Here is a 16,048-nt window from a genome sequence, read left to right as displayed (position 1 = left end):
TCCGCCGATTCCGTAGTTCCACGTAGGGACCCGGTCGCCTAATTTACCGGCGGCACCGCTGGGAGTGCCGGACCGAGGGCGTTGGGGTGGGGTTTCGGTTGCCATTGAGCGGGCGGGTTGGACTGCGCCTTGGCGCGGCCGCGTCGCCGGCCATGGCAATGCTGTTCAGCCTCTGCCTGTCGGCAACCTCGGCACAGGCCGACTGCGCGCCAGACCCGGCGGCCAGCGGCCAGACCGTCACCTGTAGCGGCACGGATACGAACGGCTTTGCAGCCGGCGGTGGCGTCACCAATCTGACCGTGAAAGTGCTGGCGGGGGCGACCGTCAACGACAATGGAACGGCGTCGATCAACGTCAACGATACCAACGTCATCACCAACAACGGCACGGTGTCGGCCGGCTCTGGCCTCACCGGCATCAATGGCGGCAATTTCAACACCGTCACCAACAACAATACCATCACGGTGCTCGACAACGGTCTCGGCATCTCGATGCTGAGTAACAACACCATCGCCAATATCGGGACGATCACCACCGGTGACGGTGGTCAAGCGATCTCCCTGTTTGACAACAACATCGTCGGCAACAGCGGCGCCTTGTCGGTCGGTGTCGGAGGATTTGGAGTCTTTGCAGGTCTGAACAATACGATCACCAACGCTTCGACCGGGACGATCAACGGCCTTCAAGACGCCACCGGCATCTTCGTCGCCGGGGGCACAACGGCGATCAACTCTGGCGTGATCACAGTCGGTGATTCCTCCTTCGGATCTTCCGGGGGTATCGTTGTGATCAATGCTGGCAACACGGTCATCAACACGGCAACCGGCACGATTTCCGTGGGCCAGGGCGCCGTCGGTATCTTGGCCTTGGGCAACACTCAGACCATCACCAACGCCGGCACCATTGCCGCCGCGCTGTTCGGCCTGGGCATAGGCGTCACCGGTAACGACGCAAAGGTCACCAACACTGGCTCGGTCACCGTCGGCGTGGGAGGCATCGCAGTCGGTCTGTCCGGCTTGTCCGGCATCATCACCAACAACGGCCGGATTACTGGCGGCGATGGTACCCAGGGCATCGCATTGTTCGGCGACGATAACGTCGCCATCAATAACGGCATCATCACCGTCGGGGCCTCGGGCACCGGAATCACGACGTCGGCATTTTCGACCAGCAACCAGGTCATCAACACCGGCACTATCAATGTCGGCGCTGGAGGCGTCGGCATCAGCACGAGCTTTGGCGGCAACGTCTTCAATTCCGGCACGATCAATGCCGCGACCGGTTTCGCCGCGATTGATCTCTGCGGCTGTGGCAGCAACATTCTCACCCTCGGCCCCGGCAGCATCATTAACGGCCTAGTGCTCGCCTCCGGCACCGACACGTTTCAGCTCGGCGGTACCGGCAAGGATATTTTCAACCTGGACCTGATCGGCACTGGCCGCCAATACGACGGCTTCGCGACTTTCAACAAGGTCGACAGCTCGACCTGGACGGTCACCGGCACCGGCAACCAGGACTGGAACGTGCTGGGTGGCACGCTGCTGCTCGCTGGTACCATCAACGGCAATGTGAGCATCGCATCCGGCGGCACGTTCGGCGGAGTGGGCAACGTCAACACGATCAATCTCAATGGCGGCACGTTGGCGCCGGGCAGTCCGACCGGTACGCTCAACGTGAACGGCGACCTCACCTTCACGACCGCGTCGACCTACATGGTGCAGGTTTCGGGTGCGAGCAACGGCATCGCGGTCGTCACGGGGACATCCACGCTCAATGGCGCGACCGTCACAGTCGTCCCGATCGGCTCGATCGCAAAGCACTACACGATCCTCACCGCGGGAACGCTGCCTGACACCTTCAATCCTGTGGTTACGGGTCTGTCGTCGAACCTGCACGCGACGCTGAGCTACGATCCCCACGACGTGTTTCTGGATCTCGCGCTCAGCTATGGCGGCGGCCTCAACATCAATCAGCAGAACGTTGCCAATGTGCTGACGCGTATCTTCAACACCACCGGCAGCCTTCCCGTGGCGCTGGCGAATCTGTCGCCGCAGGGCCTCAGCCAGGCTTCCGGTGAGCCGGCGACGGGATCGCAACAGACCACGTTCAACGCGATGGGCCTGTTCCTCAGCCTGTTGACCGACGTCTACGGTTCGGGACACGGTGAGACGCCTGGCGCGACGCCTTATGCCGACGAGACAAGCGCGTCGGCCTATGCCGCAACCGGCAAGCGCCCCAGCGACGCCTTCGCCTCGATCTACCGCAAGGCGCCGCCGCCGACATTCGAGCAGCGCTGGAGCGTCTGGGCGGCAGGCTTCGGCGGCTCGCAGACCACCGATGGCAACGCCGCGCTCGGCTCCAACACCACCACCAGCAGCGTCTACGGCACTGCCGTCGGCGTCGACTACCGCTTCTCGCCATCGACGGTCGCGGGCTTTGCGCTCGCCGGCGGCGGCACCGGTTTTAGCGTCAACGGGCTCGGCTGGGGCCGCTCGGATCTGTTTCAGGCCGGCGCCTTCGTGCGCCACAATTTGGGACCGGCCTATGTCACCGCGGCGCTTGCCTATGGCTGGCAGGACGTCACCACCAACCGCACCGTCACGGCCGCCGGCTTCGACCAGCTGCGCGCGCAGTTCAACGCCAACGCCGTCTCGGGCCGCGTCGAGGGCGGTTATCGCTACGCGACGCAGTGGATCGGGCTGACGCCTTATGCCGCGCTCCAGGCCACCCTATTCAGCCTGCCGAGCTATTCGGAATTCGCGGCGCTCGGCACCAATGCCTTCGCGCTCAACTACGCCGCCAAGGATGTGACCAGCACCCGCACCGAGCTCGGCCTGCGCGCAGACAAGGCGTTTGCCGCGGCGGGTGGTGTGGTAACGCTGCGCGGCCGTGCCGCGTGGGCGCATGACTTCAATCCGGACCGCACTGTCGGTGCGGTGTTCCAGACGCTGCCGGGATCTGCCTTCGTCGTGAACGGCGCAGCGCAGTCGCGCGACTCGGCGCTGACCACCGCCTCAGTGCAGATGAACTGGATGAACGGTTGGTCCGCGTCGGCAACCTTCGAGGGCGAGTTTTCGAGCGTCACGCGCTCCTATGCCGGCAAGGGCGTCGTGCGCTACAATTGGTAGGCGTCACTGCTTCTGCTGCGTCGGCTTGCGCGGCGGGCGCGGCGCCACGGGTGCTGGCGTGCCGGCCATCTTGTTGGCGGCCTCGCTCACGTCGAGCAACGTACGGCGGGTATCCTCGAGGAAGGCCGTCGATTTCTTCTTCATGGTGTCGGCGAGCTCGTGCAGCCCCTTCACCTTTTCGAACAGCTCGTCGGCCTTGCCGTCGACGAAGCCGGGCACCACGCCCTCGATCTTCGTGACCGCCTTGTCGAAGCCCGCAAATGCGCTGTCGACCTTGGCCATGACCGCATCGATCTCGTTGCCCTTGGTCTTGAGATCGGCGGTGTAGGCTTCGAATGTGCGCAGTCCGTCCTTGATCGCGGCGGAATTGTTGACGATCACGCGGTCGACGTTATGCAGGGTGTCGACGATGGACTCGGCGTCGCTGAGATCGGCAGTCAGCACCGGGATGCCGTCGGAATCGAGCGGCACCGGCGGCGCCGAAGGCGCACCACCGATCAACGAGACCGCAGCGACGCCGGTAAGGCCCTGGAACTCGATGCCCGCGACCGTGTCCTTGCGGATTGGAGCTGCGTTGTCGAGCATCACCAGGGCGACGACCTTGCGGGGATTGTCGAGCTTGATCGATACGATCTGGCCGGCGGGAACGCCGTCGAAATTGACCGGGCCGCCGCGGCGCAGACCGCTTGCCGAACCGCCTTCGAACACGACGCGCAACTGGCTGCGGCTCTGGATGGTACGCCATTTCTGTACGCCGAGCAGGCCGCCGAACGCCACGGCGATCACCGCCAGCGTTGCCGTTCCGATCACCAGATTGCTCGCGCGTGCCATGAGGGGCGATTTTACGGCTAAAGCAGGGAAGTTGGAAGCAGCCCGCGATGTTAACCTGGGCGGGTTAACGACTTGTCCGCCGCAGCTCGCAGAGCGAAGACGGGAGCATAACTCGCCACAAGTTAGCCCCATGCGATCTCAATGTCCGGCGGCGCGCTTGGCCGCGGCATTGTTCAGGACGATCAGCGCATCGACGGCTACGCCGGTCCTGGCGTTGATCAGGAACGGGTTGATGTCGATCGAGGCGATGCGGTCGCCGGCGTCCGCAATCAGGTTGGAGAGGCCAACCAGCGCCTTGACCGCGGAGGCCTCGTGCAACGCCGGCTTGCCGCGATAGCCCCGAATCTTGACGCCGGCCTTGGTGCGGCCGATCAGAAGGCGCGCCTCGGCTTCGTCCAGCGGCGCGCCGGCAAGTGCCACGTCCTTCATCAGCTCGATGTCGATGCCGCCGGTGCCGAACAGCACGACGGGCCCCATCTCGGCATCGAGGGAGGCGCCGACCACGAGCTCGAGATCGGCTTTGACCTGCTGTGCGATCAGGATGCCGTCGAGCTTCGGCTTGCCTTTCAGCTTGTTCACGCGCGCCGTGATGTCGGCGAATGCCTTCTTTACCTCGGCCGCGCTGTTGAGGTTCAGCACCACGCCGCCGATATCGGATTTGTGCAGGATCTCGGCGCTGACGACTTTGGCGACCATGGGATAGCCGATCGCTTTGGCGATCTTCACCGCCTCCACCGCCGTCTGAGCGATTCCCTCTTGCGAGACCGGGATGCCGTAGGCCTTCAAGAGCTTCTTCGAGGCGACCTCGTCGAGTGCGGCGCCCGTTGCTGATGCCAGCGCTTTCTCCAGCACGGCGCGCGCGGCGGGTTTCGAGCTCGAGACGATATCAGGCACTTCCTTGCGCAGCCTGGCATAGTCGAGCAGCGATTTGATCGCGGTCACCGCGCGGTCGAGGCCCTGCATCACCGCGAGATGGGGCAGAGATTTGCGCAGGCCCTTGGTGAACTCGGTGAAGCCGATCGACATGGCGCTGATATAGATGACCGGCTTCGCAGCCTTGCCCGCCATCTCGTTGACGATGCGCAAGTTGCGCTCGCGGAGCTCGTGCGGCACCTTTGGAAATTCGGCGTCGACGATGACGATGTCGATGTCGGGATCGTCGATCATCAGCTTGATCGACTTGATGTAGACGGAGGGATCGACGACCGCGGCGAAGCCGGCGTCGAGCGGATTGCCAACGATCGAGCCCGGCCCGAGCATCTTTGCGAGATCGCCGCTGACATGCGGGCTCAGCGGCGCGAACTTCAGTCCCACCGCGTCGAAGGCGTCGATCAGCATGCCGCGTTTGCCGCCGGACAGCGTCACCGCGGCAAGCCGATCGCTCTTTGGCACGGCGGCGTGGACGAAGCATTCGGTGGTCTCGATCAACTCATCGAGCCCGCGCACACGGATCACACCCTCGCGGGTCGCAATCGCGTCGAAGGTCTCGATCGAGCCAGCGAGCGCGCCGGTGTGCGCCATCGCAGCGGCGCGGCCGCCTTCGGATGCCCCGAGCTTGAGCGCGATCACGGGCTTGCTCGCGGCACGCGCGGCCTTGCAGGCGTCGCGAAACGCCTTGGTGTTGCGCACGCCTTCGAGGTAGACCACGATCACCCTGATGCTCGGATCCTCGGTGAAATAACGCATCAGGTCCGGTGTCTCAAGCCCCGTTTCGTTGCCGGTCGTGACCATGTAGCCGACGCCAACGCCGCGATCCTCCAGCGCCTGGCGGATCGCCATGACGATGGCACCGGACTGTCCGGCGATCGCCACTGCGCCCTGTTCCATGGTGACGATGCGATCGTCGATATTGGTGAAAAGCTTTTCGCCGGCGCTTAAGTTTCCGAGACAGTTCGGGCCGGTGACGGCGAGGCCTGTCTCGCGCACCGCGGCTTGCAATTCGGTAGCGAGCTTCTGGCTCTCCTCATCCTGCAACTCGCTGAAGCCCGAGGTGACGATCGTCGCCGACCGCGCACCAGCTGCGGCAGCGTCGCGGATCACCTGCACGGCAAAGCGTGCGGGAACCAGGACGAGCACGTGATCAGGCTTTTCCGGGAGGCTCGCAAAGTCCTTGAAGCAGGGTACGCCCCAGATGGTTTCGCGCTTGGTGTTGACCGGGTAGAGCCCGCCCTTGAAACCGTACTTGACCAGATTGTTCCAGATGCGCTCGGCATAATTGCCCGGCTTGTCGGTCGCGCCCACCAGCACGATGTTGTGCGGGTGCAGCATGGCATGGATGCCCTTGACGATGTCGCCGGCGTCAGGTGGCGGAGACCACGGGCGCGGAGAGACAGACGCGGCAGACACGGATGCAACAGAAACTCGGGCTTCCATGGCGTGACCTCACCTTTTGTTCTTCTTGGCGGTGCGTCACTCTCTTCTATGGTGAGTTCTCCGGAGTGGCAACCTTCCGGATGGCATGCCGCGCGATGGAATGTTCGATCCATCAGGCGTTTGTGACCGCTGCCATGACTGACGCCTTCGCTTCATGAGCCGCGTTGTCGTTCAATATCGCAAGAGCCCGAGCTTGTAGCCATAGTGATAGGCGACTTGCTGCACGAGGTAAGGTGCGATGGCGCGTCGGATCTGCATATGCGTCGGCTCGAATCCGAGAACGCGCTGCCGCAAGATGCCCATTTCCCTGGCGCCGACCGCATAGGTCGCCGCCGTCTTTTGTGCATCGTGGATGCGGAAGCAGGACAGGAATCGCGGCAGGCGCACGAACTTGAATCCGGCGGCCTGTGCCCGCAGGATGAAATCCCAATCCAATGCGAAGTGGAAGTTCTCGTCGATCGGTCCGATCCTGTCCCACACGCGCTTGCGCCAGAACATCGTCTCCTGCGGAATGTAGTCGGCATATTGCAGTGCCTTGCCGTCATGGCGCGGCAGCACCGCGCGGCCGACCTCTAGTCCCTCGCGATCGATGAAGATGCGGTTGCCGTAGACGATGTCGACATCTGGATGCGACACGAAATAGTTGGCGACGTAAGCGAGCGTCCCGGGCAGCAGGATGTCGTCGCTGTTGAGGTAGGCCATGATTTCGCAGTCGACGCCGGCAAATCCGAGATTGATGGCGCTGGACTGGCCCTTGTCGGGCTCGCTTTTCCAGCTGAGGCCGTCGCCGCAGCTCCTCAAGAGATCGATGGTACCGTCGATCGAGGCGCCGTCCTGCACGTGATAGTACAGGTTCGGATAAGCCTGGCTCACGATGCTATCGATCGTGGCGCCGAGATATTGCCCATGGTTGTAGCTCGGCGTGACCATCGCGATCCGCGGCGCATTGGCGGGAATGGCAGGCGCAGGCTTGAACGCGTTGAAGTTGAGAAGGCGCGGAGGATATTGTTCGAAGGTCCACATTGGCGGACGCCGCCAGAGGCTGCGAAGAGAGGTGCGTCGCTGTCCGGCGGCAACGAGATCCAGGTTCCTTTCCAGCAAAGCGACGCGGTTTTCGAGCTGCTCCAGCCGCTGATCGAGACGCTGCCTGAGCTCCTTGTCCATTTACCCCTTCTTCTCCGCCCATAAAAAAATAAAAAATCCAGGGGCCTTCCTACAGGTCTACGGCCGGCGGCGCCAGTTCGGCCCTTTCATCTTGAGGCGATTGGTCGCGCCACTCCTGCGCGATTTACGAGATGCTTAATGGACAGCCTCGCTGTCGGATTCAATCAGCGTGGCGTGAAGGATGTAGCGTTCGGGACCGGGCGTGATGGCATCGAATGGCCAGCAGGTTGTTAACGCCAGTTCATAACCCGGCGTTGCCGGATCGATCCCCGATGCGTCAAAACGGACGACGTTGGAAGCGTCCGCGCGATAACGGAAGTGCCTGCCATCGGCGCGCGTGATCTCGATCACTTCACCGATGGCAACGTTCCGCAAGAAACGGAAATGCGTGTCGCGATGCGCGGCATAAACGGCAACGCCGCGCTCGCCGGCATCAACAGTTTGATTGAGATGGCCGGGCCCGAAGGCAAGCGCCTGTCCACTCGTGCCTGCGAGCACGATGGCGCTTGCGCCGATCCGCTTCACCTCGATCCGTGCGACAGGCCATGTGTCGGCCCAGGACCACGGCTTGACCGCTTGGCCGGTCGCAACGCTCCTGTCGAACGCGCGCTCCAGCAGCAGCTGCGCAAGCCAGGCCTTGGCGTGGATGTAGGCGCCATCGCCGAACAGGATGGTGCCGACGAGCGCCAGAACGAGAGGAGGGATGAGGCGGGTCATTGTTTCCACACTCGCAATGACGGGGAAGAAAAAAGGCGCGCGCGGCCGTTTGGATGGGACGGGCAGCCGCGCGCGCTGAAGAAGAGGAGTTCGGGGGGCTCCTCTCTCAAGCGACGTCAGTGAGCAAGGGCTGACGCCGATTGAACACGAGCAGGATCAGGGCGAGCACGATCAGGATCAGGCCTGCGATCATCTTCAACTCGGCCGAGGTTGCGGTCTTGGGCAGGCGGATCGCATCGGGTGCGACCGGTGCCGGCCGCCTCGCCGAGGCTTGGCCACTCGCATCGGCGCGGCGCTCGCGCAACTGCGTCGGCTCGGGCCGCTCGCCGAACACCTTTTCGAAAATCCAGCCGGCCGGCAGGTTGATCGGCAACTCGCTGAGCTTGAGCGGCGCGCCTTCAGGGCGGCTCGGCGTCTTGTCGACCGCGACGAGGCTGGTCAGCCGCGTGACGATCTGATGGTCGAGCGCGAGCGCCAGGATCGTCTTGTCGGTCTCCTCTGGCGTCATCTCGCGGAGCGTGCGCGCGACTTCCGCATCGCCGATCTTGCGCCTCGCCCAGAGTTTTGACAGGCCCTTGCCCTCGGCGGCATTTTGCAGCGGCAGCGTCACCGACCACAGGTGGTCGCCGACGCGTCCCTTGATCTCGAGCGAGCCCGCGAGCTTGTCGAGCTTCGCCGCCAGCACCAGCGGCTCGTCGCGATAGACGTCGGGAATGATCGCGGGCGCGACGTCGGCCTTGGCGTCAGAGAATTTTGCAGTGAGGCCGGTCACCGCAGGGTTCTCAAGCTTGGCGAACAGGCCACGCATGCGCTCCTCGACCTGTTCGACGGAGCCGATGTGAGTAAAGGCGCCGCGGCCGAGCTCGGACGCGCGTGTCATCAGATAGGTGTTGGGCGCGGATCCAATGCCGACCATGAAGATGCGCGAGCGGCCGCGCATCGCCGTGATGGTTTCGAACAATTGCTGCTCGTTGCCGATCGCACCGTCGGTCAGGAACACGACCTGGCGGACCATGTTGGTCTCGCCGAGCTTGTCGGTCAGTGCGGCGCGCATCGCCGGCACCATCTCGGTGCCGCCGCGTGCCTGTATCCCATTCACGAAAGCGAGTGCTTCGCCGAGATGCGCAGGGTCGGCCGGCACGGAGGTCGAAAACAGCACGTCCATCGTGTCGTCGAAACGGATGACGTTGAAGCGGTCGGTCGGCTGTAGACGTCCGAGCGCATAGAGCAGGCTCGCCTTGGCCTGAACGATCGAGGTGCCGCCCATCGAGCCTGAATTGTCGATCACGAACACCACCTCGCGCGGCAGCGGCTTCTGCGTCGCCTGTTCGGCCGCGGGCGGGGTGACGAAGGCGAGCAAATAGTCGGCATCGCCGACGTGCTCGCGGAATAGCCCGACAGACGGCGCCTTCTCGGCGGCCGGCTTCCAGGTCAGTTCGAAATCGCGGTCGGCGGGCACGGCGCCGTCGGCCAGCGTGACGACACGCGTCGCGCTGTCGGGGCTTTCGATCTTGACGTTGTGGTGATGGCTCTTCACCTCGCCGAGTGCGAAGCCGGCCTTCAGATGCACCGTGATGCTGGTTGGGTTGACCGGCGCAGCCTTGGCTGGATCCGCTACCTGTGGCGAGATACGATCGCGATCCGGAACCGGATCAGATGTGGTCGCGCCCCAGCCGGAGCCGTCCCGGCGGAAATCGACGCTCTGCACGATCGGCGCCGGATTGTAGCGCGGTCCGACCACGAGCGGCACGCGCAGCGAATATTCGTTGCCGGATTGATGCACGGGCTCCTGATATTCGATCTGCACCAGCACGGTCTCGCCGGGGCCGATATTGGCGACCGAGTTGGTAAAGATGTTGGGTCGCTCCTGCTCGGTGAGCGCTGCCTTCTGTCCGGCGCTTCGCGCCTGCTCGTAAATGACGCGCGCCTGCCCCCGTTCCTTGATATCGCCGACGATGACGCGATCGCCGACCACCATCTTCAACGTGTCGACGGCGCCGTCACTGGCAAGCGGATAGACGTAAGTAGCCTCGACCCAGTCCTTGGTCGGGTTGCGGAAGACTTGCGTGACGCGCGTGCGCAGCGTCGGGCCGGACACCGTGATATCGACGTCGATGCCGAGGCGGATGGCTTCCGTCGTGGCGCCGTCCCGCTTCAGCAGGAGAGTGCCGGAACGGGCGTCGCCGGGCTGGAGCAGGCTCGCTTGGTCCGTCGTTGCCGACCAACCCGGCTCGAAGCTCACCAGCAAGGCCACGAAGCTGACCAGGAGCACGGCAACGCCCTGCGCCAGAAGGAACAGTCCGACCACGATGAGCCTGCCCAGCCAAGGGTTCGCGTTGCGGTCGACTGCGTCGTAACTGCTCATTTGGCCTGCTCCCGAAGGTGTTTGACGACGCCGAGCATCGGTCGGGAGGGGGCGATTTCGCGAGCAGAATGATCGGCAATGTTCCGCCGCGGCTGGCCCGGGCGGGCCGCCGTCAAGGCGGCCATGTCCGGTTTTGTGCGGACTTGTCCGCCCTGCTAGAATGGCGCGCGTGGGAAGCAGGGCTGACGATGCAGACGCCGGATAAACTCAACGACGGGCAGCTTTCGGACGAGCAAAGCCGCGAGGTGGCCGAGACGATCCGCGAGGAAATTGCGAGGCGCCGGATATCGCGACAGGCGCTGGCCGAGCAGGCCAAGCTCAGCCTGTCGACCCTGGAGAAGGCGCTTGGCGGGCGCCGCCCGTTCACGCTGGCCACCACGGTCCGGCTGGAGCAGGCGCTGGGCGTGTCCCTGCGCAAGAGCGTTGCCGTGATGGCGCCTCCGGCCGCAAACGATGTCGCGCCCGACAGCCTCGGCTCCTATTCGCACCGCGCGGTGACCTGGCTCGAGGATGTCTACATCACGCTGCGTCCGTCGTTTGGCGACAAGGATGCGATCTTCGCTTATCGCACCGAGATCGTTTGGGAGCCGAAAGTCTCGTCACTGGTCTTTCGCGAGGGTGAGCGGACGGATGCGGCCTATGAGCACACCGGCGAGGTTGCGGTGCCGCATCAGTCCGGCTTCATCTATCTCGTGATCAACAAGCACGGCCAGCATCGCGTGATCACGGTGTCGCGGCCGACTGTGGCCGGTGAGATGTATGGCATCATCTCCTCACTGCGCGCCGGGCCCGGCTCGCAGCTGACGCCGATTGCCGCGCCGATCGCCTATGTTCCGCTCAGGAACGTCCCGCAGCCGTCGCTGGGACGGGTCGGGCCCGGCGACGCCAATCATGCGTTATATCGCGGTCATCTGCGGCGCACGGTGGAAGAGCCGTTCGCGCTCTTCCTGCCGGGATAGTCGAGCTAACATGCAGGACTTGGCTGGAAATGCCCGCGGCGGATCTCCGCTGCTTTCCATCATCATCCCGCTAGAATTTCATCGCGGGCAGTGGGAGCAGTCCTGGCGCGGCTGGATGTCCCAGACCGCGGATCAATCCCTCTACGAGATCATCCTGGTGGTGCCGCCCGATTTCACGGCGCACGGGGAGCTGAAAGCACTCGCGGGCGACAAAGCGCGCCTCGAATTCACCGACTTCAAACACGATATCGGGCTCAGCGCATTCGGCGCAACCAAGGCGCGTGGAGAGTATCTGTTCTTCACGGAATCGCATTGCTGGCCCGAGCCCGATGTGATCGAGCTTTGTATGCGCGCGATCGATGCGCACCCCGAATGGGCCGGCTTGTCCTGTCGCTCAGTCCCGGTCTGCCACAACCGCCTGTCGGAGGCCGAGGCCGCGATGTACCAGGCCGACATCGAGTTCGGCATGAAGCAGCATCCGTGGCGCAAGGTGCTCGACCAGTGTTTCGTGACGCGGCGCGACGTCTACGAGGAATGCGGCGGCCTGCGCGAGGAGCTCGGCCATTTCGCCGAATGGGTGCTCGCAGCCGCATACCACGCGAGGGGCTATGCCATCGGCTATCTGGAAGAGGCGCGCTTCCATCACTTCTACATCGGCCGGATCGGCGAATTGAAGGCATTCACGCTCGACTTCGTGCAGGGCGAGATCCGCTATCTCGGCGAGGCGTGCCGCGATCCCGGCTACGAGTTGATCGAGACTCCGATCGAATGGTGCAGCCGCGGCGATTTCGACGTCGCGTTCGCGCGCAGCGCGCTTGGGGCGCGGATACGCTCCGGGTACCTGGTCGGGGAGCTTTTTCGAGCGCTTTGGCGCTGGGGCGCGATTGCGCTGGTCGGCGACCGCCTCGCGCGGAGCGCGGCGCGCCTTGCCGCGGGCCACGCACGCTGTGTCCTGTCGATATTGTGCATCGTTGGCACGCGCGAGGCGACTGCTCGCGGGATCAGACGCTATATCGCGGCCCTGATCTACTTCCAGCGCCTCGAATGCATTCACGGCAGTCGCGAGGCCGTCGGTTGGGCTTCGTCGCCTGTCAGCGATCAGGTGATGGCACAGGCCGGCTTCAATGCGCCGGAAGTCTGGCGCCGCCGCAATTTTCGCTGGAGCGAGCCGGAGGCCGTTCTGCGGATCAAGGCGGCGCCCGGACGCAATATCATTCGCATCGCGTCGCCGCAGATTCGCGAGGCGCTGGATCGGATCGGAGTCAAGTTCTATCTTGACGGCAGGCGCGTGGCGGACGCTGCGATCACGATCGACGCGGACGCTTTCGTGCTGAGGATCGACCTTCCGCCATCGGGCACGGCGATGCTGGTCTGGACATGTCCGCGCTTTGTGGCCGCCAATGACCCGCGCCGGCTGGGCCTGCCGGTCGCGGGGATCGATGTCAGCGCAGCCGATGGCGCGAGCTTTGCGCCATCGCCCGCCAATGTCACGTCAGGCTAGCCGCCGACCTCGGCGCTGATGATGTCGCCGAACAGCTCCCACTGGCCGCCCTTGAACCGCCACATCTTGAGTTGCTCGATCGGCGCAAAATCGTTGACCGACGTGTTGATCTTGATCCCCGGGATCAGCGTATCCGGGACAAAATCTTTCAGGCTCGCGGCCTGCTTCATCACATTCTCGCGGGTGAGATTATCGCCGGCCTGCTTCAGCACCTGCACCATCGTCTGGGCCGCAGCGTAGCCGTAAACCAGGTTTGTGTCCGAGATGTTGGCGCCGGGCATGTACTTGTCGATGAAGGCCAGAAACTTCTTCATGCCCTCGTTGTCCTTCCACTGCGGATCGGACGCATCCATCAGATAGCCGGCCGACAGCACGCCTTCGGAGGCTTCGAGGCCGGCCGGCTTCATCACCGCGCCGATCGACACTGAGACGTCCGTCATCAGGTGCATCGGCTTCCATTCCAGCTCGGCGATCTTCTTGATGGCCTGAGCCGCGAATTTCGGCGTCGCGATGTTGACGAAGACATCGGCGCCGGTGCCCTTGAGCTTGACGATGTGGGCGTCGATCGAAGGCTCGGACGTCTCGTAGCTTTCTTCGGCCACGATCAGCTTCGAGGCCTTGTCGCCGAACACGTCCTTGATGCCGGCGACGTAGTCCTTGCCGAAATCGTCATTGGCATAGAAGATCGCAACCTTCGCGTCCGGCTTCTCCTTCAGAATGTATTTTGCGAAGATCCGCGCCTCAACCCGGTAGCTCGGCTGGAAGCCCATGGTCCAGGGGAAGCTGTGCGGATCGTTCCACTTGCTGGCGCCGGTGGCGAGGAAGAGCTGCGGCACTTTCTTGGAATTGTGATACTTCTGCACGGCGGTCTGGGTCGGCGTGCCCAGCGCATTGAACACCAGAAACACCTCGTCGCTCTCGATTAGCTTACGGATCTGCTCTACTGTCTTCGGCGGCGAATAGCCGTCGTCGTAAGAGATGAAGTTGATCTTGCGGCCGTTGATGCCGCCCTGGTCGTTGATCATCTTGAAATAGGCTTCCTCGGTCTTGCCGATGACGCCGTAGGCGGACGCGGGCCCTGAATAGGCCTCGACATTGCCGATCTTGATCTCGGTGTCGGTGGCGCCGGTGTCGTATGCCTTTTGGGCTTGGGCGCCCTGGGTCGCGAGCAATGTCAGCGCCGCAGCCGCGGCAAGCAAAGAGAGCTTCCTGGTCATGAACATTCCTTGGGTTTCTTATGGGTTGGAGGCACGTCAGAAATGAAGAAGCGCCCGTAGGAGGGGCGCTTCGGTCAGGCGTTGGCAACTTTCTTGTCGACTTCCGAGGTCACTGAAAATTCCTTGCGCAAGGTCGGCTTGTGGATCTTGCCGGTGGCGTTGCGTGGCAGCGCATCCACGAAGCGAACCTGGCGCGGGCATTTGAAGCGCGCCAGATTAGCCGCGCAATGCGTAAAGACATCGGCCTCGCTCAGCCGCTGGCCAGGCTTGACTGCGACGATGGCAAGGCCGACCTCGCCCCATTGCGGATCGGGAATGCCGATCACGGCGGCCTCCGCGATCGCCGCGATCTGGTGCAGCACGTTCTCGACCTCGGCCGGATAGACGTTCTCGCCGCCGGAGATGTACATGTCCTTCCAGCGGTCGACGATGTAGTAGAAGCCCTCCTCGTCGATGCGGGTCGCGTCGCCCGTATGGAGCCAGCCGTCGGTGAAGGACGTCTTGTTCGCCTCCGGCCTGTTCCAGTAGCCCGGCGTGATGTTCGGCCCTTTGACCCAGAGCTCGCCGAGCTCGCCGATATCGGCATCGCCGCCGTCTGGCCGCACGATCCGAACCTCGGTGTGCAGCACCGGCTTGCCGGCGGAGCCGGCCTTGCGCGCTGCATCCTCGCGATCGAGCACCAGCACGGCCGGCGAGGTCTCGGTCATGCCGTAGCCCTGCTGGAGCGCGACGCCGCGTGCTTCCCAGGCCTTGAGCAGCGGCACCGGCATCGGCGCGCCGCCGACACCGCCGACGATCAACCGGGTCAGATCGGTCGTCGCGAACGCCGGATGCTGCGCCATGAACTGGTAGATCGCGGGCACTCCGAAGAACACGTTGATGCCCTGCGCGGGATCGTTGATCAGGCCGAGCGCCGCGCCGGGATCGAAGGCGCGCATGATCATCACAGTGCCGCCGGCATGCAGCACCGGATTGGTGTAGCAATTGAGCCCGCCGGTGTGGAACAGCGGCAGCACGGTGAGCAGCACCGAGGAGGGTCCGATGCAGGCGGGGCCGCCGAGATTGACGCAATTCCAGAACGTCATGCCGTGGGTGATGGTGGCGCCCTTCGGATGCCCCGTGGTGCCCGACGTGTACATGATGGTCGAGACGTCATCGAGCGTGACCTCCTCAGCACGGTTGAGCGGCTTTGCGGCTGCGATGCCCGCCTCGTAGGTGCCACCGGGGCCGAGCAGCAGACTCGTCGCGACATTGCAGAGTCTTGCAACATCGAGCGCCGTCTCGGCGAGGTCGGTGTCGTGGATCATCACCTTCGGCGCGCAATCGCCGGTGATGAACTGGAGTTCGGGAACGGTGAGGCGCGTGTTGAGTGGCACGAAGATCGCGCCGAGCCGCCCGCAGGCGAACTGCACCTCCAGCGTATCGGTCGTGTTCAGCGCCAGCACCGCGACGCGGTCGCCCCGCGAGATGTTCAGCGTGTGACGGAGGAATGAGGCGAGGCGCGCGACGCGTGCGTCGAGCTGCGCATAGGTGAAGCGCCGCTCGCTCGCGAGGTCGATCACCGCGACCTTGTTCGGCGTGCGGCGGCCATGATGGGCGATCCAGTCGTAGTAACGAACGGCCAACAATCCCTCCCTCGGCGGTCTTGTGCCGCCTGATCTTTATTGCTGTGCACCATGCCCGGCGTGGCCCTGAGAGGCCAGCCGGAGTTTTGTGCAGCGCGTCTTTTTGATGCGGAGTTGGCCCGCGAGGGGTGAAAATCGTCTTGCGTTGAGTTGCTAGGCCGCGGCCTG

At 63.9% G+C, this 16,048-nt stretch carries 10 protein-coding genes; 3 read left to right on the top strand and 7 right to left on the bottom strand.

The genetic code is table 11. The features are described 5' to 3' along the window. The first annotated feature begins 158 nt into the window (after positions 1–158). Positions 159–3,128, top strand: a complete 2,970-nt coding sequence (locus IC761_RS35145; RefSeq protein ID WP_246791414.1) for an autotransporter outer membrane beta-barrel domain-containing protein — start codon at positions 159–161, stop codon at positions 3,126–3,128. A gap of 3 nt (positions 3,129–3,131) precedes the next feature. On the opposite strand, the gene IC761_RS35140 is transcribed toward IC761_RS35145, so the two are convergent. The 5 genes from IC761_RS35140 to IC761_RS35120 form a co-directional block, all read right to left on the bottom strand. After that, on the bottom strand, positions 3,132–3,959 hold the full coding sequence (locus IC761_RS35140) for an MlaD family protein (RefSeq protein ID WP_195801176.1): 828 nt from the start codon (positions 3,957–3,959) through the stop codon (positions 3,132–3,134). A 138-nt stretch (positions 3,960–4,097) separates the two neighbouring features. Next, a complete protein-coding gene (locus tag IC761_RS35135) occupies positions 4,098–6,332 on the bottom strand; it encodes an acetate--CoA ligase family protein (protein WP_195801175.1) in 2,235 nt (744 codons plus the stop codon). A gap of 171 nt (positions 6,333–6,503) precedes the next feature. Next, on the bottom strand, positions 6,504–7,496 hold the full coding sequence (locus tag IC761_RS35130) for a glycosyltransferase family 2 protein (RefSeq protein WP_195801174.1): 993 nt from the start codon (positions 7,494–7,496) through the stop codon (positions 6,504–6,506). A gap of 135 nt (positions 7,497–7,631) precedes the next feature. Continuing rightward, positions 7,632–8,213 (bottom strand): class GN sortase, encoded by a 582-nt coding sequence (locus IC761_RS35125; protein ID WP_195801173.1) that lies wholly within the window; start codon positions 8,211–8,213, stop codon positions 7,632–7,634. 106 nt (positions 8,214–8,319) lie between these two features. Beyond that, entirely contained in the window at positions 8,320–10,578 is a 2,259-nt protein-coding gene (locus IC761_RS35120) for a marine proteobacterial sortase target protein (protein WP_195801172.1), read from the bottom strand. 188 nt (positions 10,579–10,766) lie between these two features. On the opposite strand from IC761_RS35120, the gene IC761_RS35115 reads away from it, so the two are divergent. Next, positions 10,767–11,537: a helix-turn-helix domain-containing protein gene (locus tag IC761_RS35115; RefSeq protein ID WP_195801171.1), complete on the top strand. Its 771-nt coding sequence runs from the start codon at positions 10,767–10,769 to the stop codon at positions 11,535–11,537. 115 nt (positions 11,538–11,652) lie between these two features. Then, complete coding sequence (locus tag IC761_RS35110; protein ID WP_438265072.1) at positions 11,653–13,038, top strand: glycosyltransferase family 2 protein; 1,386 nt, start codon at positions 11,653–11,655, stop codon at positions 13,036–13,038. On the opposite strand, the gene IC761_RS35105 is transcribed toward IC761_RS35110, so the two are convergent. Together IC761_RS35105 and IC761_RS35100 are read right to left on the bottom strand one after the other, a co-directional pair. Beyond that, the gene (locus IC761_RS35105; RefSeq protein ID WP_195801169.1) at positions 13,035–14,255 is read right to left on the bottom strand and encodes an ABC transporter substrate-binding protein; all 1,221 of its coding nucleotides are present in this window, start codon (positions 14,253–14,255) and stop codon (positions 13,035–13,037) included. The two genes, IC761_RS35110 and IC761_RS35105, sit on opposite strands and share 4 nt — an antisense overlap. A 74-nt stretch (positions 14,256–14,329) precedes the next feature. Beyond that, complete coding sequence (locus IC761_RS35100) at positions 14,330–15,880, bottom strand: acyl-CoA synthetase (protein WP_195801168.1); 1,551 nt, start codon at positions 15,878–15,880, stop codon at positions 14,330–14,332. Between the last annotated feature and the right edge of the window lie 168 nt (positions 15,881–16,048).

Origin of the sequence: Bradyrhizobium commune, from assembly GCF_015624505.1 — a bacterium.
Classification (GTDB): Bacteria; Pseudomonadota; Alphaproteobacteria; order Rhizobiales; family Xanthobacteraceae; genus Bradyrhizobium; species Bradyrhizobium commune.
The sequence above is the reverse complement of the archived record's forward strand: the minus strand, read 5'-3'. Positions and strand labels throughout refer to the sequence as shown.

Coding starts and splice junctions, on each gene's coding strand:
- IC761_RS35145 (WP_246791414.1), top strand. CDS start 159: ATGCTGTTCAGCCTCTGCCTGTCGGCAACCTCGGCACAGGCCGACTGC.
- IC761_RS35140 (WP_195801176.1), bottom strand. CDS start 3,959: ATGGCACGCGCGAGCAATCTGGTGATCGGAACGGCAACGCTGGCGGTG.
- IC761_RS35135 (WP_195801175.1), bottom strand. CDS start 6,332: ATGGAAGCCCGAGTTTCTGTTGCATCCGTGTCTGCCGCGTCTGTCTCT.
- IC761_RS35130 (WP_195801174.1), bottom strand. CDS start 7,496: ATGGACAAGGAGCTCAGGCAGCGTCTCGATCAGCGGCTGGAGCAGCTC.
- IC761_RS35125 (WP_195801173.1), bottom strand. CDS start 8,213: ATGACCCGCCTCATCCCTCCTCTCGTTCTGGCGCTCGTCGGCACCATC.
- IC761_RS35120 (WP_195801172.1), bottom strand. CDS start 10,578: ATGAGCAGTTACGACGCAGTCGACCGCAACGCGAACCCTTGGCTGGGC.
- IC761_RS35115 (WP_195801171.1), top strand. CDS start 10,767: ATGCAGACGCCGGATAAACTCAACGACGGGCAGCTTTCGGACGAGCAA.
- IC761_RS35110 (WP_438265072.1), top strand. CDS start 11,653: ATGTCCCAGACCGCGGATCAATCCCTCTACGAGATCATCCTGGTGGTG.
- IC761_RS35105 (WP_195801169.1), bottom strand. CDS start 14,255: ATGACCAGGAAGCTCTCTTTGCTTGCCGCGGCTGCGGCGCTGACATTG.